Origin of the sequence: Streptomyces sp. C10-9-1 (assembly GCF_024497955.1) — a bacterium.
Taxonomy (GTDB): domain Bacteria; phylum Actinomycetota; class Actinomycetes; order Streptomycetales; family Streptomycetaceae; genus Streptomyces; species Streptomyces sanyensis.
On sequence record NZ_JANHKP010000001.1, the window covers coordinates 25292 to 44666 of the forward strand.

At 75.2% G+C, this 19375-nt stretch carries 19 protein-coding genes; 4 read left to right on the plus strand and 15 right to left on the minus strand.

The window, feature by feature from the left end; genetic code table 11:
- Nucleotides 1-22: 22 nt before the first annotated feature.
- The 13 genes from NPS70_RS00120 to NPS70_RS00180 all read right to left on the minus strand — a co-directional run bounded on the left by NPS70_RS00120 (nucleotide 23) and on the right by NPS70_RS00180 (nucleotide 13289).
- Nucleotides 23-619 carry a hypothetical protein gene (locus tag NPS70_RS00120; RefSeq protein WP_256521322.1) on the minus strand — a complete coding sequence of 199 codons (597 nt, stop codon included), beginning with the start codon at nucleotides 617-619 and terminating at the stop codon, nucleotides 23-25.
- Nucleotides 616-1104 carry a hypothetical protein gene (locus NPS70_RS00125; protein ID WP_256521325.1) on the minus strand — a complete coding sequence of 163 codons (489 nt, stop codon included), beginning with the start codon at nucleotides 1102-1104 and terminating at the stop codon, nucleotides 616-618. Before NPS70_RS00125 ends, NPS70_RS00120 begins: the two co-directional genes overlap by 4 nt.
- A complete protein-coding gene (locus NPS70_RS00130; protein WP_256521326.1) occupies nucleotides 1101-2360 on the minus strand; it encodes an MCE family protein in 1260 nt (419 codons plus the stop codon). Before NPS70_RS00130 ends, NPS70_RS00125 begins: the two co-directional genes overlap by 4 nt.
- Nucleotides 2360-3493 (minus strand): MCE family protein, encoded by a 1134-nt coding sequence (locus NPS70_RS00135; RefSeq protein WP_256521327.1) that lies wholly within the window; start codon nucleotides 3491-3493, stop codon nucleotides 2360-2362. The genes NPS70_RS00130 and NPS70_RS00135 overlap by 1 nt, the downstream gene beginning before the upstream one ends.
- On the minus strand, nucleotides 3490-4647 hold the full coding sequence (locus NPS70_RS00140) for an MCE family protein (protein ID WP_256521329.1): 1158 nt from the start codon (nucleotides 4645-4647) through the stop codon (nucleotides 3490-3492). The genes NPS70_RS00135 and NPS70_RS00140 overlap by 4 nt, the downstream gene beginning before the upstream one ends.
- Nucleotides 4644-5735, minus strand: a complete 1092-nt coding sequence (locus NPS70_RS00145) for an MCE family protein (protein ID WP_256521331.1) — start codon at nucleotides 5733-5735, stop codon at nucleotides 4644-4646. Before NPS70_RS00145 ends, NPS70_RS00140 begins: the two co-directional genes overlap by 4 nt.
- Nucleotides 5732-6763, minus strand: coding sequence for an MCE family protein (locus NPS70_RS00150; RefSeq protein WP_256521332.1), 1032 nt, complete (start codon nucleotides 6761-6763; stop codon nucleotides 5732-5734). The genes NPS70_RS00145 and NPS70_RS00150 overlap by 4 nt, the downstream gene beginning before the upstream one ends.
- Complete coding sequence (locus NPS70_RS00155) at nucleotides 6760-7998, minus strand: MCE family protein (RefSeq protein WP_256521335.1); 1239 nt, start codon at nucleotides 7996-7998, stop codon at nucleotides 6760-6762. Before NPS70_RS00155 ends, NPS70_RS00150 begins: the two co-directional genes overlap by 4 nt.
- A complete protein-coding gene (locus NPS70_RS00160) occupies nucleotides 7995-8798 on the minus strand; it encodes an ABC transporter permease (protein ID WP_256521336.1) in 804 nt (267 codons plus the stop codon). The genes NPS70_RS00155 and NPS70_RS00160 overlap by 4 nt, the downstream gene beginning before the upstream one ends.
- Nucleotides 8799-8801: 3 nt before the next feature.
- Nucleotides 8802-9617 carry an ABC transporter permease gene (locus tag NPS70_RS00165; protein WP_256521337.1) on the minus strand — a complete coding sequence of 272 codons (816 nt, stop codon included), beginning with the start codon at nucleotides 9615-9617 and terminating at the stop codon, nucleotides 8802-8804.
- On the minus strand, nucleotides 9614-10651 hold the full coding sequence (locus NPS70_RS00170) for an ABC transporter ATP-binding protein (RefSeq protein ID WP_256521338.1): 1038 nt from the start codon (nucleotides 10649-10651) through the stop codon (nucleotides 9614-9616). The genes NPS70_RS00165 and NPS70_RS00170 overlap by 4 nt, the downstream gene beginning before the upstream one ends.
- Nucleotides 10652-10921: 270 nt before the next feature.
- Nucleotides 10922-12532, minus strand: a complete 1611-nt coding sequence (locus NPS70_RS00175; RefSeq protein ID WP_256521339.1) for a DUF6801 domain-containing protein — start codon at nucleotides 12530-12532, stop codon at nucleotides 10922-10924.
- Nucleotides 12533-12695: 163 nt separating this feature from the next.
- Entirely contained in the window at nucleotides 12696-13289 is a 594-nt protein-coding gene (locus tag NPS70_RS00180) for a hypothetical protein (protein WP_256521340.1), read from the minus strand.
- A gap of 542 nt (nucleotides 13290-13831) precedes the next feature.
- Between NPS70_RS00180 and NPS70_RS00185 the strand changes: the two genes are divergently transcribed.
- Together NPS70_RS00185 and NPS70_RS00190 are read left to right on the plus strand one after the other, a co-directional pair.
- The gene (locus NPS70_RS00185; RefSeq protein ID WP_256521341.1) at nucleotides 13832-15043 is read left to right on the plus strand and encodes a helix-turn-helix domain-containing protein; all 1212 of its coding nucleotides are present in this window, start codon (nucleotides 13832-13834) and stop codon (nucleotides 15041-15043) included.
- Nucleotides 15044-15246: 203 nt separating this feature from the next.
- Nucleotides 15247-16635 (plus strand): diacylglycerol kinase family protein, encoded by a 1389-nt coding sequence (locus NPS70_RS00190; protein ID WP_256522164.1) that lies wholly within the window; start codon nucleotides 15247-15249, stop codon nucleotides 16633-16635.
- 60 nt (nucleotides 16636-16695) lie between these two features.
- Here NPS70_RS00190 and NPS70_RS00195 read toward each other — a convergent pair whose 3' ends face one another.
- Nucleotides 16696-17727, minus strand: coding sequence for a zinc-binding alcohol dehydrogenase family protein (locus NPS70_RS00195; RefSeq protein WP_256521344.1), 1032 nt, complete (start codon nucleotides 17725-17727; stop codon nucleotides 16696-16698).
- Between the two features lie 146 nt (nucleotides 17728-17873).
- Between NPS70_RS00195 and NPS70_RS00200 the strand changes: the two genes are divergently transcribed.
- The gene (locus NPS70_RS00200; RefSeq protein ID WP_256521346.1) at nucleotides 17874-18227 is read left to right on the plus strand and encodes a helix-turn-helix domain-containing protein; all 354 of its coding nucleotides are present in this window, start codon (nucleotides 17874-17876) and stop codon (nucleotides 18225-18227) included.
- Between the two features lie 324 nt (nucleotides 18228-18551).
- Nucleotides 18552-18809: a hypothetical protein gene (locus NPS70_RS00205; protein WP_256521347.1), complete on the plus strand. Its 258-nt coding sequence runs from the start codon at nucleotides 18552-18554 to the stop codon at nucleotides 18807-18809.
- Between the two features lie 130 nt (nucleotides 18810-18939).
- Here the strand turns inward: NPS70_RS00205 and NPS70_RS00210 are convergent, their stop codons facing one another.
- The gene (locus NPS70_RS00210) at nucleotides 18940-19374 is read right to left on the minus strand and encodes a YchJ family protein (protein ID WP_256521348.1); all 435 of its coding nucleotides are present in this window, start codon (nucleotides 19372-19374) and stop codon (nucleotides 18940-18942) included.
- Nucleotide 19375: the final 1 nt, after the last annotated feature.

Consider the following 19375-nt stretch of genomic DNA (forward strand, 5'->3'; position numbering starts at 1 on the left):
GTGTGCCCGCGGGGCGCGGCGGTCAGCGTGCGGCGATGTCGGTGATGCGCCACCGGCCGGCCTCCAGGCGGGCGGTGACGGAAAGCTGTGCGGGGACGGTGGAGGCGGCCCGGCCGGGCCGCTCGGCGACCTGGTCGAGGAAGACCAGCAGCCGGGCCCGGCCGCCGTCGAGCCGGGTGACGCCCGCGCGGACGACGTGGGTGGTGAGGGTCAGCTTCTGGCGGGCGGCCTCCTGCTCGACCCGGGCGAACAGCCCGGTGTACTGGCGGGCGGCCCGGCCGTCGAGCAGGTCGGCCGCGGCGGCGCGGGTGCGGCCGGTGTCCTCGGGCCGGTAGGAGAACACCTCCCTCAGGGCGGCGCCGACCTCGGCCGCGACCCGGTCGGTGGCCGCGCCGTCGGTGAGGGCGCGGTTGGCGGCGGTGGGCGAGCCGCTCAGCATCCGCTCCTGGTGGTACAGGACGGCGGCGGCGAGGAGCAGCAGGAGCGCCGCCGCGAGCACGGCGGCCGTCCCCCGGGTCCGGGTGGCGGCCCGGGGCGCGGCCGCGTCCTCCGGGGCGTCCGGCGGGCGCGGGGGCCCGGGGGCGGGCGGCTGCGCAGCGGCCTCGCGTGCGGGGCTCATCGCCGGCCTCCCACCGGGACGGCCGCCAGCGAGCGCGGCTTCCAGCCTCCGTCGGTCCGGTCGAGGAGGGCTTCCAGGCGCTTGCGCTCGGTGTGCGCGGCTCCCCCGCCCTCGGGGCGGGTCTCCACCTCGACGGTGGCGATCAGCGCGGCCGTCCCGGCCCTGCGGTCCAGTGCGGTGACCGCCGCCGCCGTGACGCGGGCGCGGGCGGTGGGGCCCGTCCCGGCGCTCGCCCGCGCCAGTTCCTCGCGCAGCTCCCCCGTCGAGGCCCGCAGCCAGGACTCCCGTGTGGCGCCGGGGGCGTCGGCGTCGAAGCTGGTGAGTTCGGCGACGCGGCGGGTGGCGTCGGCGAGGACCGCCTCGCGGGCCCTCGCGTGGGCGAGGTCCTCGTCGCCCCTGGTCTGCGCGTAGGTCCACCCGGCGACGGAGCACAGCACGGCCGCGAGGCCCAGGGCGGCCCGGGCGGCGGCGCGGCCGGCGGTCATCGGCCCGCCTCCGGCACGAGCAGCCCGCCCATCCCGGTGGGGCCCGCGGTGAGGGCGGGCAGCCCGAGGACTCCGGGGAGCGGGGCGGCTTCCGTCCCCGGGCGCCCGGGGTCCGGGAGCACCCCCGGCCGGGCGGGTTCGGGCACGCCCCCGCCGTCGGGGGCGTGCGCGCTGCCGCGGACACCCGTGCCGGTGGAGGCCGGAGCGGTGCAGCGGGCACCGGTGTTGGCGGGGGCCGGCCCGGTGTCCAGGCCGTTGCGGTAGGCCGTGTCCTCGTAGCCCGCGGTGCAGGGCAGGGGCTCGAAGAAGGTGACGGACAGGCCGAAGGAGGCGCCCTCGGGGGTGACGGCCGTCGCCCCGGCCGCAGCGACGGCGGGCAGTTTCACCAGCAGTTCCTCGATGCCGCGCTGGCGGGTGACGGCGAGTTCGGAGGTCGTGAGCAGGTTGGCGACCACGACGCCGAACGAGGGGTCGAGGTCGCGCAGGAGTGCGCTGACCTGACCGGCCGCCGCGGGGGCGGTGGCGATCAGGCGCCGCAGGTCGGTGTCGGACTCTTTCAGGGTGGCGGCGAGTTCCGCGGCCCCGCGGGCGAAGCCCCGCAGGGCGCGGCCCTGTGCGATCTGGGTGCGCAGCACCGTCTCCCCGTCGGCGATCAGGCCGGTGGTGGCGGGCAGCGCCCGGTCGGCGGCGCGCACGAGGTCCCCGCCGCTGTCGAGGAGGACCTGGAGGTCGTCTCCCCTGCCCTGGAGGGCGGAGCCGAGTTCGTCCACGACCGTGCGCAGCGACTCGGTGTCGACGGAGGAGGCCAGGGCGTCCACGCTGGTGAGGAGGGTGGTGACGGGTTCGGGGACCCGGGTGCGGGAGCGGTCGATGACGGACCCGTCCGCGAGGTGGGGTCCGGCGGACCCGGCGGGGCGGAGGTCGATGTACTGCTCTCCCACGGCGGAGAGTCCGGCGACCACCGCCTGGAGGTCGGCCGGGATCGGGGGTGCGGAGTCCTTGATGCGGAGCTCGGCCTCCACCCCGTCGTCGGTGAGCTCCACGGCCCCGACCCGCCCGACGGACACGCCCCGGTAGGTGACGTCGGAGTGGGTGAACAGCCCTCCGGTGGAGGGCAGCTGGACGCGCACGGTGTAGTGGTCGCGGAGGCCGAGCCGGGGGCCGAGGTCCGCGTAGCGCAGGCCGAGGAAGCCGAGGGCGAGCACGGCGACAAGCAGGAAGACCAGGTTCTTCAGGCGGGTGGCGGTCGTGAGCATCAGCGCTCGCCTCCCCCGGCGGTGACCGCGGGCAGCGCGAGGGGCACCCCGCTCCCGCCCGCCGAGGCGGTCGGGGTCTCTCCGTCCGGCGCGGTCTCCGGGACGAACTCCGGGACGACGGTGGTCCCGGGTGCCGCGGCGGTGTCGAGGTAGACGTTGAGGTAGTCGCCCTTGACGCCGCGCAGCACCTCGTCGGTGAACGGGTAGGTGAGCAGCACCTGGAGCGAGGCGGGCAGGTTCTGCCCGGAGTCGGCGAGCGCCTTGAGCGTGGGGGCGAGCGCCTTCAGGTCGGCGACGGTGTCGGCCCGGGACCGGTTGACGGTGTCGACGGCGACGTCGGCGAGGCCGTCCAGTGAACGCAGCATCCCCAGCAGGGCGGTGCGCTGCTCCTCGAGGACCTTCAGCCCGGGACTGAGGCCGGTCAGGACGGTGCCGACGTCCTGGCTGCGGGTGGCCAGGGTGGCGGAGAGCCGGTTGACGGCGTCGAGGGCCCGGGTGATGTCGCCCTTGTGGGAGTCGAGACTGGTGACCAGTTCGTCCATCCTCCTCAGCAGCGAGCGGACCTCGGGTTCGCGCCCGCCGAGCGCCTTGTTGAGTTCCGTGGCGATGGTCCTGACCTGCTGGACGCCGCCGCCGTTGAGCAGCAGGGAGAGCGCTCCGAGCACCTCCTCGACCTCCGGGTTGCGGCCGGTGCGGCTCTCGGGGATCACCGCGCCGTCGGCGAGGGTGCCGCGGGCGCCGCGGACGGGGGCGGCGAGCTGCACGAACTTCTCACCGAGCAGACTGGACTGTTCGAGGCGGGCGTAGGCGTTCGCGGGCAGGCGCACCTCGCGGTTGATCCGCAGGGTGACGGTGGCCGTCCAGCCGTCGGGGGCCAGCCCGATGCGGGTCACCCGGCCGACGGGGACGTCGTTGACCTTGACCGCGGACCGGGGCACCAGGCTGAGGACGTCGGCGAACTCGGCGGTGACCTCGTAGGGGGAGTGCCCGAGGTCGGCTCCGCCGGGAAGCGGCAGGGAGTCGAGGCCGTCGAGCCCGGGGGGCGCGCAGCCGGCGGCTCCCGCGGCGAGCGCGAGGGCGAGCAGCACGGCGGCGGTGCGGCGGGGGGCGGGACGGGGCGGGACGGCGGTCATCGGTGTTCTCCCTCCCGTGCCGCGGGCGTGGTGGAGGACGCCGTCCCAGGGGCTGCGGAACGGGTCTGCCCGGGTGTGCCGTAGACGGTGCCGACGGCGGGCAGGGGCACCGCGGGCAGGGCCCGGCGGCGGGAGTCGGCGACGGGGACGAGGCCGGCGAGGCCGCCCGCCGCGGGCGGAACGGTGATCTCCGGTCCGAAGGAGAGTTCGTTGATGTTCGCGCGGCCGTTGAGCGTGCGGTGGAGGGGGTCGTAGGCGCCGAGGGCGTTGCCGGCGGCCAGCGGCGCGGTGTCCAGTGCCTCGGCGAGGGAGGCGCGCTGCTCGACCAGGGTCCGGGTGAGGGGGGCGAGGGCGTCGACGTTCTCCTTCAGGGCGCCGCGGTTCCTCTGGATGAAGCCCTTGACCTGGCCCAGGGCGGTGCCGAGTTCCTTGAGGGCGGCACCGAGGTTCTCCTTGTCGTCGGCCAGGAAGCCGGTGACGTCGGCGAGTTGGCGCTCGGCCCTGGCCACGTTCCCGTCGTTCTTCTTCAGCATGGCCGTGAAGGACCGGAGGCGGGCGAGCGTGTCGAAGAGGTCGGCGCTGCTGCCGTCGAGGGTGCGGGCCGCCTTGGCGAACTGGTCGACCGAGTCCCCGATCGCCTTGCCGTTGCCGTCGAGGTTGGCCGCGGCCGTGTCCAGGAGCCCGGCGAGGGCCCCCTGGGCGTTGGCGCCGCCGGGTCCGAGGGCCGTGGCGAGCTCGGTGATCGACGCGTAGAGCTGGTCGACCTCCAGTGGCAGGGCGTTGCGTTCGGCGGGGAGCACGGCTCCGTCCCGGAGGGCCGGACCTCCGGTGTAGGCGGGGGCGAGCTGGACGTAGCGGTCGGCGACGACGCTGGGGGCGACGACCACGGCGCGGGCGTCGGCCGGCACGGTGACGCCCGCGTCGACGCGCAGGGTGAGTTCGACCCGGTCGCCGTCGGGGCGCACACGGTCGACGGTGCCGACCTTCACTCCGAGGACCCGCAGGTCGGAGCCCGCGTAGACGCCCGTGGCGCGTTCGAAGCAGGCGGTGATCCGGGTGGTGCCGGAGGTGTCGAGGGCTCTGATCCCGCTGATCGCCGCGACGAGGGCGAGGGCGAGGCCGGCGGCGGCCGCGGCGGTGCGTCGGAGGTTCACGGGGCATCGCCTCCGCTGGTGGGCTTGGGCGGCATGCACCCTGTCTCGGGGGGTGTGCCGTCGGGCAGGTAGTGGCGGGGGACGAGTCCGCAGAGGTAGGTGTCGATCCAGCGCCCGTTGCCCAGGGTGTTGCCGATGAGCCGGTAGTAGGGACCGGCCAGGGCGAGGGTCTCGTCGAGGTGCCTGCGGTTCTTCAGCAGCACGGCGGTGACCTTGGACAGGGCCTCCAGCGTGGGGCCGAGCCGGCGGTCGTTGTCCCGGACGAGGCCGCGGAGTTCGGTGCCGAGGCTCCTGGTTCCGGACAGCAGCGCGTGGATGGCGTCGCGGCGGGCCTGGATCTCGCCGAGGAGCAGGGTGCCGTCCTGGAGCAGGGTCTCGACGCTGCTCCTGTTGCGGTCGAGGGTGCCGGTGAGCCTCTTGGCGGCCCGCAGGAGTCCGGCGAGCCGGGCGTCGCGTTCGGAGACCGTGCGCGAGAGCGCGGACAGGCCGGTGGCGGCCTTCCTGACGTGCTCGGGCGAGTCCTCGAAGGTGGCGGAGATCGCCTCGAAGCTCTTCGCGAGGCGGCCGGTGTCGATCGCGCCGAAGGTCTCGCCGAGCCCGTCCAGCGCCTGGGTGACGTCGTAGGGGCTGGTGGTGCGGGAGGCGGGGATGCGGGTGCCGGGGTCCTGGGGGCGGGTGCCGAGCGGGTCGACGGCGAGGTACTTCGCGCCGAGGAGGGTCTTCACGGCGATGGCGGCGGTGCTGGCGTCGCCGACCCAGGCGTCCCCGACGTCGAAGGAGACGGCGACCCGCGCGCCGTCCAGCCGGACTCCGGCCACCCGGCCGACGGTGACGCCGGCGATGCGCACCTCGTCGCCCTCGGTGAGGCCGGCGGCCTCGGTGAACTCCGCGGTGTAGGTGGCGGACCGGCCGGTGAGCGGCAGGGAGTCCGCGCGGTAGGCGCCGACGGCGAGCAGGGCCAGGACCAGCAGCCCCGCCACGGCCGTGGCGACGGGGTTGCGCTCGCCCACCCGGGTGAGGCGGCGCGGGGCGCGGTCCGCTGTGCCGCGCCGCGGTCCGCGGCGGCTCTCCGGGGTCGTGGGGGTCATGCCCGGCACCTCGGCTCGGTGATCGCGATCCCGGTGGGGGGCGCGCTGCCGTCGGAGGTCGACACCCCGCTGACGGTGGCCTCGCACAGGAAGAGGTTGAGCCAGGAGCCGTAGGAGGCGAGGCGGGTGAGGGCGCGCATCTTCTCGGGGGTCCGGCGCAGGAAGTCCTCCACCTGCCCGCTGCCGCGGTCCAGCTCGCGTGCGAGGCGGCCGAGTTCGGCGATGTCCTGCTTCAGGGGCTCCCGGCCCTCGTTCAGGAGTCCCGCCGTCACGGTGGTCAGCTCGCCCATGGCGGTGACGGCCTCGCCGAGGGGGCGCCGGTCGCCGGAGAAGCCGGAGACCAGCTTCCGCAGGGTCACCGCGAGCTCGTCGAAGCCTTCCTCGCGGTCGTTGACGGTGGCGAGCACGGTGGTGAGGTTGTCGACGACCTCGCCGACGACCCGGTCCTTGGCGGCGACCGTGGTGGTCAGCGAGCCGATGTGGCGGATGAGGCTGTCGACGGTGCCGCCGTCGCCCTGGAGGACCCGGACGATCGAGTCGGCGAGGTCGTTGACCTCGTCCGGGGCGAGGCCCTCGAACAGCGGCCGGAAGCCGTTGAACAGCTGGGTGAGGTCCAGCGCCGGGCTGGTGCGCTCCAGGGGGATGGTCCCTCCGGGCGGGAGGGAGTCCCCCAGGGGCCCGGGACCCTGGGCGAGGGCGAGGTAGCGCTGCCCGACCATGTTCCGGTACTTGATCGAGGCGGTGGCGCCCGCGGGGAGGCCGCGCCCCTCGGCGACGCTGAAGGAGACCTCGGCGATCCGGCGGTCCGCCACACGCACGGAGTCCACCCGGCCGACCTTGACCCCGGCGATGCGGACGCCGTCCCCGGGGGCGAGGCCGGTGGCGTCGGTGAACCGGGCGGTGTAGGAGGTCGTGGCGCCGACGCCGGGGTCCGCGATCCCGAAGGCGAGCACCGTGGTGGCCAGGACGGTCGCCAGGACGAACGCGGCCGACTTCAGCAGCGGGCCGACGAGGCTGCGGCGTCTCATCCGAGCGTCACCTCCGTTCCCCGGTAGACGGGCCCGGCGAGCACGCTGCTCCAGTCGGGCAGTTCGGCGGGGCCGGTTCCCAGCCCTGGTGCGAGGAGTTCGTTGACCAGCCGGTTCTCCTGTGGGGAGTTGGGCAGCGGCAGGTTCTCGGCGGCCGCCTCGGCTGCGGCGGGTGCGGGCCGGCCGGTGTAGGGGACGCCGTAGCAGCGCGGCCCTCCCGCGGCGTCGTAGAAGGGGGTGTCCTCGCCCGGGACGTACCGCCCCAGGGAGGGCACGGAGGTGACGGTGACATGGAGTCCGGGGCGGTCCGTCCCCTTGCCGAGCGCCTTGTCCATGGCCGGGACGAACCCGGCGAGCGTGCGCAGGGTGCAGGGGAAGGACGGGGCGTACTCGGCGAGGAGTTCGAGGGTGCCCCGGCTCGCCGCGGTGAGCCGGATGAGGTGGTCGCGGTGGGTGTGCAGGAAGTCCGTGAGGTCGTCGGCGGCGGTGGTGGCGGTCCGGTGGAGCGCGGCCAGCTCGTCCCGCCGGTCGGAGAGGGTGGCACTGGTGGTGGCGGCGTCGGTCAGGGCGTCGAGGATGCCCGGGGCGGTGTCGGCGTAGAGGTGCCCCACCCGGACCAGCGCGGTGATGTCGCGGTTGAGGGCGGGCAGGTGGGGGTTGAGCCTGCCGAGGTGGCTTTCGAGGGCGGCGAGGGTGTCGCCGAGCTGCTCACCGCGGCCCCGGAGGGCGTCGGCGGCGGCCGTGAGGGTGGCGGCCAGCTTCTCGGGCTTGACCGCGGTCAGCAGGGGCAGGAGCCCGTCCAGGACCTGCTCCAGCTCGACGGCGCTCGCGGTGCGGTCCTGGGCGATGGTGTCCCCGGGCGCGAGGCGGCGGGTGGCGGCCGCTCCCCCGGGCTCCACCAGGGCGACATGCCGGGCGCCGAACAGGGTCGTGGGCAGCATCCGCGCCGTGACGCCCGCCGGGACGCGGTCCAGGGCCTCGGGCCGGAGGGCGAGGGTGAGCCGGGCTCCGCGGCCGTCGGTGCGGACGGCGCGGACCTCGCCGACCACGACGCCCCGCAGCTTGACCTCGGCCCCGCGCCGCAGCTCGTTGCCGACGGGGCCGGTGAGCACGGTGACGGTCGCGTCGTCGCTGAACTCCTTGTCGTAGACGGCCACGGCGAGCCGTGCGAGCAGGACGGGCACCAGCAGGAAGACGGCGCCGGCCAGGCGCCGGCGCAGGGTGTGGGCTTTCATCCGGCCACCTTCACGGTCGTGGTCGCCCCCCAGATGGCGAGGGAGAGGAAGAAGTCGGTGACACTGATCAGGACGATGGCGTTGCGCACCGAGCGCCCGACGGCGATGCCGACGCCCGCGGGGCCGCCCTCGGCCCGGAAGCCGTAGTAGCAGTGGGCGAGGATCACCATCACGCTGAAGACCAGCACCTTGAGGACGGACAGCACCACGTCGTCCGGGGAGAGGAAGAGCGCGAAGTAGTGGTCGTAGGTGCCCGCCGACTGGCCGTTGACGAACACGGTCACCCATCGCGAGGCGAGGTAGGAGCTGAGCAGGCCGACGGCGTACAGGGGGACGATCGCCACGACCCCGGCGATGATGCGGGTGGTGACGAGGTAGGGCAGCGAGCGGACGCCCATGGCCTCCAGGGCGTCGATCTCCTCGTTGATCCGCATGGCCCCGAGCTGCGCGGTGAAGCCCGCGCCGACGGTGGCGGACAGCGCCAGGCCCGCCACCAGGGGGGCGATCTCGCGGGTGTTGAAGTAGGCGGAGACGAACCCGGTGAACGCCGAGGTGCCGATCTGGTTGAGGGCGGCGTAGCCCTGGAGCCCCACGACGGTCCCGGTGAACAGGGTCATGGCGACCATCACGCCGATGGTGCCGCCGATCACGCCGAGGCCGCCGCTGCCGAAGGCGACCTCGGCGAGCAGGCGCTGCACCTCCCTCAGGTAGCGGCCCAGGGTGCGGGGGGTCCAGAGCAGGGCGCGGACGTAGAAGGCGAGGTGGTCGCCGGAGCGGTCCAGCCAGCCGAGCATCGCCATCGCTCAGCCTCCCTTCGGCGGGACGGTCTCGAGGTAGACGGCGGTGAGGACCATGTTCACGAAGAACAGCAGCAGGAAGGTGATCACCACCGACTGGTTGACGGCGTCGCCGACGCCCTTGGGGCCGCCGCGGGGGTTGAGCCCCCGGTGGGCGGCGACCACTCCGGCGATGAAGCCGAAGACCAGCGCCTTGAACTCGCTGATGTAGAGGTCGGGGAGCTGGGCGAGGGCGGAGAAGCTCGCCAGGTAGGCACCGGGGGTGCCGTCCTGCATCACCACGTTGAAGAAGTAGCCGCCCAGGGTGCCGACCACCGAGACCATGCCGTTGAGCAGGACCGCCACCAGCATGGTGGCCAGTACCCGCGGGACGACGAGCCGCTGGACGGGCGAGATGCCCATGACCTCCATGGCGTCCAGCTCCTCCCGGATGCTGCGGGAGCCGAGGTCGGCGCAGATCGCCGAGCCGCCCGCGCCCGCGATGAGGAGGGCGACGATCAGGGGGCTGGCCTGCTGCACGACCGCGAGGACGCTGGCGCCGCCGGTGAAGGACTGGGCGCCGAGCTGCTGGGTGAGCGAGCCGATCTGGAGGGCGATGACCGCGCCGAAGGGGATGGAGACCAGTGCGGCGGGCAGGACGGTGACCCCGGCGATGAACCAGAACTGCTCGACGAACTCCCTGAACTGGAAGGGCCTGCGGAAGACGGCGCGCACCACGGCGGCGGCGAGGGCGAACAGCCTGCCCGTCTCCCGCAGGGGGGCCAGGGCCCGGGAGGGCGTCCGCTCCCGGCCGGGGGACGCGGCCCCGGGGCGGGCGGTCACGGGCGCACCCCGTCGGCGGCGGGCGGGTGGCCGGGGGCGGGCGACGCATCCGGTCCCGGAGCCCGGCCCGGGGCGGTGTGTCCGCGGAGCACGGCGTCGCGCGCGGCCCCGGGCAGGGTGTCGAGCAGGCCGAGCACCCGCTCCCGGCGGCGCAGGGCGCCCTGTCGCGGGGGCAGTCCGGGTGAGGGTTCCAGCTGCGGTGCCAGGCGACGGGGGCCGTCCGGGCGCGGTGCGGGGGCGCGGTCCTGCTCGCGGGCCAGGGCTGCCGCGTCCTTCTCCTCCGCCATGCCGATCGGGCCTTCGCGCCGCCCGCCCAGGAACTGGGCGACGACGGGCTCCTCGCTGGTCAGCAGCACCTCCCGGGGACCGAAGGCGACGAGCCGGCGCAGGAAGAGCATGCCCATGTTGTCCGGGACGGTGGCCGCGATGTCGAGGTTGTGGGTGACGATCAGCATCGTCGCGTCGATCTGGGCGTTGAGGTCGATCAGGAGCTGGGACAGGTAGGCGGTGCGCACGGGGTCCAGTCCGGAGTCCGGCTCGTCGCACAGGACGATCTGGGGGTCCAGTACCAGGGCGCGGGCCAGTCCGGCGCGCTTGCGCATCCCGCCGGAGATCTCACCGGGCAGCTTCCCCTCGGAGCCCACCAGGCCGACCATGTCCATGCGCTCCATGACGATGCGCCGGATCTCCGACTCCTTCCTGCGGGTGTGCTCGCGCAGCGGGAAGGCGACGTTGTCGAAGAGGGACATCGAGCCGAAGAGCGCGCCGTCCTGGAACATCAGGCCGAAGAGCTTGCGGACCTCGTAGACGTCCCGTTCGGGCCCGCCGACCATGTCGACGCCGTCCACGAGGACGCGGCCCCGCTCGGGCCTGAGCAGTCCGACGAGCGATTTCAGGAACACCGTCTTCCCGGTGCCCGAGGGGCCGAGCATCACGCTGACCTCACCCGCGGGGAGGGTGAGCGTGACGTCCTGCCAGATGTTCTGTCCGCCGAAGGACTTGGTCAGTCCCTCGACGACGACCTCGATTCCCATCTCACCTCCCGGTCCGGCTGGTTGCGCGCACACGAAGGCGGTGTGTGCGCGGTGGGGCGGAAGTTGCATCGGGCGCCCGCACGCTACGGTCGCCCTCGTCACCGGGGCAATGCCTGTGACCAGCGGTTTCCGGTCGAACCGCAGGGTTTGTCACCCGGTGACAACGCGAGGTGCGCACCTTGTCCGCGGGTGCGCGCCCCGGCGGTCGGCATGCATCACGGCCGGGCTGCCGGGCCCGGAGCCGGAGCGGCTCCGCGCGGGCCCGGCGGCTCAGTCGTCCTCCTCGCGGCCGGGCAGCACAGGCACGTCCGGCGGGCAGGACAGCTGGGACGCGGGCACGCACAGCGGGCCCTGGTTCATGGCGACCAGGTTCCCGGGGCCGGAGAGCGCGGCGCTGAACAACGGGTCGAGGTCCTCGCCCGGGGTGCCGCAGCCCTCGAACTCCGGAATGGCGACCGTGCCCCGCATCGGCCCGCCGAACAGCACGTTCTGGTAGTGCGGGAACTCACCGTGCAGCACGACGCGGAAGGGGCGGGCGGTGCGGCAGGCGGGGCCGACGTCCAGGGGCGTGCCGTTGACCGTGACGTCGCGGATGCGCAGCGACTGGTAGAAGCCGGCCGTGGCGAAGTTGACACGGTCGGGCGGTGAGCCGATGGTGCCCGTGGTGATGGTGAGGGGGCCGTTGGTGAACTCCACCCGCGCGCTGACCGGTTGGAAGCCGAAGGCGAGGAAGGTCGCCTCGGCGTCGGGGAGGGCGATCTCGCCGAAGGAGTCGGCGCGGAAGTAGTTGCCTCCGGGGCGGGTGCCGGGCCGGACGACGGTCCGCTTGACGGCCATCGCGTTGATCTTCCGGGGGTTCCGGGCGGGGTCGTTGACGATCATCGCGCCGCCGAGCTTCCTGACGTTGGCGAGTCCGACGACGTAGGCGCAGCCGTGCCGTCCGGGGAGGTCGATCACCCGGGGCGGCTCCCCGGGGGTGGGTTCGGGGACGAAGCTCTCGTCGAAGCCCCCGGTGGGCGGCTCCTCGGGGCAGGCGTCGCCAGCGGGGGGCTCGGCTCGCGGGGCACCCTCCCGGGCGCCGGACGGGGCGCCGGGGCCGGGCACGGGGTCCGGTCCGGGGTCCGGTCCGGGGTCCGGGCCGGGGTCCGGGCCGGGGTCCGGGCCGGGGTCCGGGCCGGGGTCCGGGCCGGGGTCCGGGCCGGGGTCCGAGGGGGGTGCGGCGGGGTCGGCGGCCGGCGGGCTCGGCGGCCGCGTCGGGGGGTGGAGCGCACGGACGGTGGCGAGCAGGGTGTCCCGGTCGTCCGCGGGGGTGCACTCCACGGGCGGCAGGGTCAGGGGCTCCGCTCCGCCGGCGGTCCCCGGGTGCACCTCCAGGCGGATGTCCCCGGCCCGGACCTCGACGTCGCCGGGGCCGGTGACGGTGACGGCGGGGACGGGGCCGGTGTGCTCCAGGGCGAGCCCTCCGCCGGGGTCGGGGGCCGCAGCCGGGGCGGTGAGCCGGTCCCAGGACACCTCGGCGGTGCGGCCGTCGTGCGCCACGAGGGTGGTCATGCGCAGGGTCGCGGAGACGGTGGCGGTCCCCTCGGGGAGCAGTCCGGCGGCCGCCTCGGGCGGCAGTGCGACCTTCACGGCCGGGTCGCCCGGGGTGATCGGCCGGTCCGGCACCGCGGTCTCCGGGAAGGCCCCGGTCACGCGCACCGCCACCTCGTGGGTGCGGCCGAGCACCTGGCAGCGGTAGGCCAGGTGGGACGTGCCGTCGCGGGCCTGGGCCGGGCCGGGCCCGGCGAGGAGGCCGGCGGCGAGCCCGGCGGTCAGGGCGACGACGGTGAGGACGGTGGTGCGCCGTGTGCGGCGAGCGTGCTGCTCCGCGACCGCGGTCATGCGTGTGCCCCCCTGTGGGTCCCCTGCTGCCGGGGACGTCGGGATCGGGTGCCGTGGGCCGGGGCGGTCCCGGGGCGCGGGGCGCCGGTACGGCCCGCGCCCCGGAGCGGCGCGGGCCGCGGGTGGGGCCCGCCGGGCGGGCCCCACCACCGCCTCCCGGGCGTCAGTCCCGGGTGATGGTGTGGTTGCCGGTGACGGCGTAGTCGGCCTCGAAGAGGGCCTCGTCGCCGTCGTTGATGAGGCCGAAGCAGTCGGCCCCGGAGGCGGACAGGTCGCCGCCGTCGATCACCAGGCGCTTGGTGCCGTTGAGGTAGCGGCCCGTGACGGTGCCGGTGAAGTCGGCGGTGCAGCCGGAGCCGCTGATGGTGGCGTCGACGCCGCTGATCGAGCCGTCGATGGCGCCCGGGACCGCGCTGACGGCATCGGCGTTGAGGCTCCAGGGCTTGCTCGCGGTGGTGACGTCGAAGGGGATGCCGATCACCGAGCAGCCGGTGAAGGTGAGTTCGGTGATCGAGCCGATGCCCGCTCCGGCGTGGCCGGAACCCGTCTTCAGGGTGCCTTCGGCGTCGGAGCCGACGCACTGCAGCGTGGCGGCCGGGGTGCTGAGCGTGGGGTTGTCGGCGTGGGCGGTGAACGCCCCGCCCGGGGTGACGGTCCAGGTGGCCAGCGAGGTGGCCGAGGCGGAGGTGGCCGTCATTCCGAGGGCCGCCGCGAATGCCGCGGCGGCGGTCACGGCGTTTCTGGTGAGTCTGCGCACGAGGTCGGTTCCCTTCCGGGGGATAGGCGCGTACCCGAGGATCCCTTTTCGGCCGCACAGCCCGAAAAGCGATTGCGGCTCTTTCATGGAACGCGCACGGAAACGGAGCGCGGGCAATGCCTTTCAGCCACGCGAGCGAGCAGGTTGCGGAAGCGACGTTACGAGCGGGTAACCCGGCAGGCAATACCGGTCCGCCAGTTTCCCGGACGCCCCCTACCAGCGGGTATTTTCTTGTCGCGGCGCGAGGAGGGGACAGCGCTTTCTTGTCGCCCGGTGAGCAATCCGCCGCGGCCGTCCGCGCACGCCGTCGCGTATCGGTCGCGCTCGCACCCGCCCGTCCCCACCGCTGTGCAGGGGCGCCGGACTGGTCTATGTTCAGCACTCAATGACTGCCGCCCCGCCTGCCGGAACCCCGGCGGCGCCAGGCGCGGTCCGCCCCGTCGCGCCCCCACCGGACGGGACCGGAGAACACCGCCGGGGGCCGCGGAGAGAGGAGCGGAGCAGCGGTTCTCCGGAAATCCCGGCCCACGAGGGGAGAATGCATGCAGAGAACCACCCGGCCGTCCGGGGCCGGTGAGCCCCTGGCACCGCTCCCCCAGGAGTTCGCCGCACTCATCCGGCCCGAGTTGCCCAGCCTCATCCAGGAGATAGGGATCGAGGTCACCCGCGCCTATCCGGAGTACGCCCGATTACTGAACGGACCGTACGGAAAGGCCGTCCAGCTCGGTGTGGAACAGAACATCCGGGTCTTCGTCGAGCAGGTGGCCCGGCCTTCCTCCCCCTCCCCGCTGCGGGACGAGATGCTGCGCCGGTTCGGCCGCTTCGAGGCCTACGAGGGGCGCAGCCTGGAGTCGCTCCAGGGCGCCTACCGCCTGGGCGCGCGCGTGGCCCTGCGCCGGGCCAAGCGCATCGGCCGGCGCTACAACCTCTCGCCCACCCTGATGCTGAGCTTCGCCGACGCGCTGTTCGCCTATGTCGACGAGCTGGAGGCACTGACCCGGGAGGGGTACCTGGAGGTGCAGGCCCGCTCGGGCGACCGGGCGGAGGCGACCCGGCGCAGGCTGCTCCACCTGATCCTGGCGGGGCCTCCGGTACCGCGGGCCGCACTGGCGGAACTCTGCGAGCAGGCGCGCTGGCCGCTCCCGGAGCAGGTGACCCTGGTCGCTCTGCGGCCCGTGCCGGATCTGACCGAAAGAGGGCTCGACAACGATGTCCTGGCGGACCTCGGAGGGCCCCAGCCCCATCTGCTGCTCCCCGGCCCCTTCGACGACCGCCGCCGCCGCACGCTCTCCTCCCTCCCCGAGGACACCCGTGCCGCGGTGGGCCTGACGGTGGCCGTCGAGGGCGCGGCCGACTCGGTCCGCTGGGCGCGGCGCCTGCTGGAGCTGGTCGACACCGGGGCGGTGGACGACGCCCCCGTGCTCTGCTGCACCGACCACCTGCTCACCCTCTGGCTCCTGTCCGACCCCGCGCTCCTGGAGGCCCTGGCGCACCGGGAGCTGGCCCCGCTGTCGGGCCTCACGGCGACCCGGCGCAACCGGCTGGTGGAGACGCTGCGCACCTGGCTGGAGACGCGTGGCACGGCCGCCCGGATGGGCGAGCTGCTGGCGGTGCACCCGCAGACGGTGCGCTACCGGCTCCGCAGCCTGGAGGCGATCTTCGGCGACCGGCTCGCCGACCCGGACGGCCGCTTCGCCACGGAGGCCGTGCTGCGGGCCCTGCAGCTGCGCGGGCGCGGCAGGCCCCGCACCTGAACCGGCCCCCGGGCGGCCGGGAGGCGTCCGCGCGGGGCCGTCCGGTCGGGAAGCCCCCGGAGGCGCCGTCGCCCAGCCCGGCGCGGGCGTGCACGCCCGGGTGCGCGCGCCGCTCGTCGCCGCGGCACCGGCCCGGCCCCGGCCTCGCCGCGCGACCGCGGAGCCGTCCGATCCCTAGGATGACCTCCGGACAAGGGGGATCGATGGGGCTGGAGACGACGGAGCGCGTGCACCGCGCCCAACGCTGGGCGGCGAGGGCCTCCCTCGCCGCGGCCGCGCTTGCCGCGCTGCTGCCGCTCTGGTTCGGCGGCGCGACGGGGGTGCTGCTGCTCCTGGCGGGAGCGGCCGGGCTCGCCGTCACCGCGGCCGCCCTGTGGTGGGCCCTCTCCCGGCGGGGGCCCGTCCGCGCGGCGGCGGCGGTGCTCGCGGTGGCCGCGCCGCTGTCGGTCATGGTCCTGGTGGTCTCCACCCGCCTGCTGTGGGTGGTGGCCGCCTCCGCGGCCCTGTGGGCCCTCGCGCTGGCCACCGGGCGGTACGCCCTGCGCTCGACGGGCCTGCGCCCGGCGCGCCCCAGGGAGTACCGCACGTCCCGCCCGCGCCGCCCGGTCATCCTGATGAACCCGCGCTCCGGGGGCGGCAAGGTCGGACGGCACGGGCTCAAGGAGCGGGCGGAGCAGCTCGGGGCGCGCGTGGTCCTGCTCGACGCGGACCGCCACGTGGACGTGGCGGCACTGGCCCGGCAGGCGGTCCGGGAGGGAGCGGACCTGCTGGGCGTGGCCGGCGGCGACGGGACCCAGGCACTGGTGGCCGCCGTCGCGGCGGAGCACCGCGTGCCGCTGCTGGTGGTGTCCGCGGGGACGCGCAACCACTTCGCCATGGACCTCGGACTCGACCGCGAGGACCCGGCGAGCTGTCTGGAGGCTCTTTCCGACGGCGTCGAGCTGGACGTGGACCTGGGCTTCGCCGGGGACCGCCCCTTCGTCAACAACGTCTCCTTCGGGGCCTACGGGGCCGTCGTGCAGAGTCCGGCGTACCGGGAGGACAAGGTGGGCACCGCGCTGGAGCTGCTGCCGGACCTGCTCAGCAGACGGCGCGGCCCGCGGCTGACCGTCCGGGCCGGTGCCGCGGTCCTCAGGGAGCCGCAGGCGGTGCTGGTCAGCAACAACCCGTACCGCACGGACGACCCGCTCGGGCTGGGACGGCGCGAGCGGGTGAACGGCGGGGTGCTGGGAGTGCTGGGGCTGCGGGTGGACAGCGCGGCCGAGGCGGCCGCGCTGCTGCTCGCCCCCGAGCGCGAGGGGTTCACGGTGCTCACGGCCCGCACGGTGGTCGTCGAGGCCGACGCGGCGGAGCTGGAGGCGGGCATCGACGGGGAGGCGGCCGTCCTGGCCGCGCCCGTCCACTGCCGGATCGCCCGGCACGCCCTGCGGGTCCGGGTGCCGCGGCACCGCCCGGGTGTACCGGGCGTGCCGCCCCGCTTCGAGTGGCGGCGGCTGCGCAAGCTGGCCGCCGCGGTGGGCCGCACGGCCGTCACCGGGTACGACGTCCCGCGCCGCGAGCGCACCGGTCGCGGCGCGGGCCCCGGGGCGTGAGGGCGCCCGCTCTCGCGGGGCCCGGTCCCGCCGTGCTCCGCCCGCCGGGCCGGCGGCCGGTCAGAAGCCGGTCAGCGTGGTCTTGCCGATCGTGCCGCCGGACTCCTGCGACCGGTGGGCCCGGCGCAGCGTGGCGGCGCTGACCGGTCCCAGGTCCCGGGTGGCCGTGCTGACCAGGGCACCCGCGTCGGCGAGGCGGGCGATCCGGGTCAGGATGCGGTGCTGGGCCTGCCGGTCGGACGTTCCGTACATGGACCGGGTGAACATGAACTCCCAGTGGAAGGAGATGCTCTTCGCCTTCAGCGCGCCGAGGGGCAGCTCGTCCACGTCGTCGATGGCGACGATCCTCCCGAAGGGGTTGAGCACCTCGGCGAACTCGCCGAGCCGGCGGTCGGTGCCGTTGGTGCTGAACACGTAGTCGACGCCCTGCGGGGCCGCCTCGGCGAGCTGGGGCGCCAGCGGCCGGTGGTGGTCGACGACGTGCTCGACGCCCATGCGCCGGGCGAACTCGGCCGTCTCGGGGCGCGACGCGGTCCCGATCACCGTGAGGCCGGTCAGGGCGCGGGCCAGCTGGGCGGTCACGGATCCGACGCCCCCGGCGGCGGCCGTGATCAGCAGGGTCCCGGTGCTCTCCGTCCCCGCGCCGCGCAGGCCCAGGCGCTCGAACAGCCCCTCCCACGCGGTGAGGGAGGTCAGCGGCAGGGCGGCCGCCTCGGTGAACGAGAGCGAGGCGGGCTTGCGGCCGACCAGGCGCTCGTCCACCGCGTGGAAGCGGGAGTTGGCGCCGGGGCGGTCGAGGGCCCCGGCGTAGAACACCTCGTCGCCGACGGCGAACAGGCGGACCTCGGAGCCGACGGCCACCACGGTGCCCGCGGCGTCCCAGCCGAGGACCTTCGCCTCCCCGCCCGGGTCCACGTTCTGCCGGACCTTGTGGTCCACGGGGTTGACGGCGATCGCCTCGACCCGTACGAGCAGGTCGCGCGGACCCGGCTTCGGCACCGGCAGTTCGACGTCGACCAGGCTCTCGGGGTGGTCGGCGGGGAGCGACCGGCGGTAGGCGACGGCGGGCATGGTCGCGGGGACGGTGGTCATGGGGGGCCTCCCACGGGGTTGCGGATGCGGTCGGGCACGGCGGCCCGGTCCGGCGGGCGGCTGGGCGGCCGCCGGTGTGACAACGGTATGGAAGGGGTAGTGGTTACCCGCAAGGGATACTGGTACCCGTTGGGTACCATGGCGCCATGACGACGACCACCGAGCCGGGCGGGGCCCCCGCGAGCGTGTACGCCGCCGCCTGCCCCTGCCGCGACATGCTCGATCTGCTGGCCAACAAGTGGAGTGCCCTGGCCCTGGGGGCCATGGAGGAGGGCACGCAGCGCTTCGGCGCCCTGCGCAGCCGCCTCCAGGGCGTGAGCCCCAAGGTGCTCACGCAGACACTGCGGCGCCTGGAGGAGCACGGGCTGGTGCACCGCGAGGTCTTCGCGGAGGTGCCGCTGCGCGTCGAGTACAGCCTCACCCCGCTCGGCCGGGACGCCTGCGCCCCGCTCGCGCATCTGCGGTCCTGGGTGGAGGAGAACATCGACCGCTTCGACTGAGCCCGCGGGCGGCGCCCAGGGACGCGCGCGGTCGGGGCGGGGGCGGCGTTCGCGTAGGGTGGTCCGGCGCCGCCGACGGGGGGCCGCGGCACGTGGCCGCGGGCTTCCGGGGACGCGGCGGCGCCGCTCCGGCAGGTCCGCGCTCCACCGCCCCCGCCCGCACGCACCCTGCCCGCACGGAGGCGGACGCGGGCCGGGGCCCCGCGGGGACCGGCGTTCCCCGCCGAGGGACCCCGCCGGGGAACCGGGATGACCTTCCGGTACTCATGAAGGACGGGACCGACCGACCGACGGGCCCGACACAGCAGAAGACAAGGACTCCACGTGACCGCCTCCGACCTCGTACCGGTCCCCATCCCCGACCGCGTCGCCGTGCTCATCGGCTCCTGCATGCCCGCGCATGTGCTCAACGCCGAGATGGAGGCCGTCTGGGCGGCGCGTGAGGTGGGGCGGTTCCGCGGGCCGCTGTGCACCGAGGACCGCGCCGACCGCGAGCACGCGCTCGCGGCGCTGGCCCGGGCGAACAAGGTGCTCGCCGCGTACAACCCGGGTCTGACGGTCCGTCCCGGCGGTTCTCTCTGAGCAGGCCCCGCACGACCGGGGGGGGGACGCCCCTCCGGAGGAGCGTCCCCGCGGTGCCCGGCCGCCGGGGCGGGGCGGGGGGTCCGGCCGCAGGCCCCGCCGCGGTCTCCGCGGGCGGGGCGGGGGGCGGTCAGTCCAGGAAGCTGCCGTCCACGTAGACCCAGGCCCCGCCCTCGCGGGCGAACTCGCTGCGCTCGTGCAGTTCGCCGCGCTTGCCGTGGTGGCGGTAGCGGGCCCGGAAGGTGACGGTGCCCCGGGAGTGGAAGGCGCTCCCGTCGGTGGCCCCGGTGACCTCCAGACCGGACCAGCGCATGCCCTCGTCGAGCTCCAGGTGCGGCGGCCGGGTCGAGGAGTGCCAGGTGCGCAGCAGGTACGCGGTGTCGCGGACCACGAACGCGCTGTAGCGCGAGCGCATCAGCCGCTCGGCGGTGGGTGCCGCCTCCTCCCCGCTGTGGAGGCGGCCGCAGCACTCCCCGTACGCGGCGGGAAGTCCGCAGGGGCAGGGCGATCCGGCGTCGGGGAGGGCCGGTGCGGTGCGTTCGCGGCGCTTGGTGTGACGTGGCATG

Coding starts and splice junctions, on each gene's coding strand:
- NPS70_RS00185 (WP_256521341.1), top strand. CDS start 13,832: ATGCAGAGAACCACCCGGCCGTCCGGGGCCGGTGAGCCCCTGGCACCG.
- NPS70_RS00210 (WP_256521348.1), bottom strand. CDS start 19,374: ATGCCACGTCACACCAAGCGCCGCGAACGCACCGCACCGGCCCTCCCC.
- NPS70_RS00190 (WP_256522164.1), top strand. CDS start 15,247: ATGGGGCTGGAGACGACGGAGCGCGTGCACCGCGCCCAACGCTGGGCG.
- NPS70_RS00200 (WP_256521346.1), top strand. CDS start 17,874: ATGACGACGACCACCGAGCCGGGCGGGGCCCCCGCGAGCGTGTACGCC.
- NPS70_RS00160 (WP_256521336.1), bottom strand. CDS start 8,798: ATGGCGATGCTCGGCTGGCTGGACCGCTCCGGCGACCACCTCGCCTTC.
- NPS70_RS00150 (WP_256521332.1), bottom strand. CDS start 6,763: ATGAGACGCCGCAGCCTCGTCGGCCCGCTGCTGAAGTCGGCCGCGTTC.
- NPS70_RS00145 (WP_256521331.1), bottom strand. CDS start 5,735: ATGACCCCCACGACCCCGGAGAGCCGCCGCGGACCGCGGCGCGGCACA.
- NPS70_RS00130 (WP_256521326.1), bottom strand. CDS start 2,360: ATGCTCACGACCGCCACCCGCCTGAAGAACCTGGTCTTCCTGCTTGTC.
- NPS70_RS00135 (WP_256521327.1), bottom strand. CDS start 3,493: ATGACCGCCGTCCCGCCCCGTCCCGCCCCCCGCCGCACCGCCGCCGTG.
- NPS70_RS00170 (WP_256521338.1), bottom strand. CDS start 10,651: ATGGGAATCGAGGTCGTCGTCGAGGGACTGACCAAGTCCTTCGGCGGA.
- NPS70_RS00175 (WP_256521339.1), bottom strand. CDS start 12,532: ATGACCGCGGTCGCGGAGCAGCACGCTCGCCGCACACGGCGCACCACC.
- NPS70_RS00155 (WP_256521335.1), bottom strand. CDS start 7,998: ATGAAAGCCCACACCCTGCGCCGGCGCCTGGCCGGCGCCGTCTTCCTG.
- NPS70_RS00125 (WP_256521325.1), bottom strand. CDS start 1,104: ATGACCGCCGGCCGCGCCGCCGCCCGGGCCGCCCTGGGCCTCGCGGCC.
- NPS70_RS00120 (WP_256521322.1), bottom strand. CDS start 619: ATGAGCCCCGCACGCGAGGCCGCTGCGCAGCCGCCCGCCCCCGGGCCC.
- NPS70_RS00195 (WP_256521344.1), bottom strand. CDS start 17,727: ATGACCACCGTCCCCGCGACCATGCCCGCCGTCGCCTACCGCCGGTCG.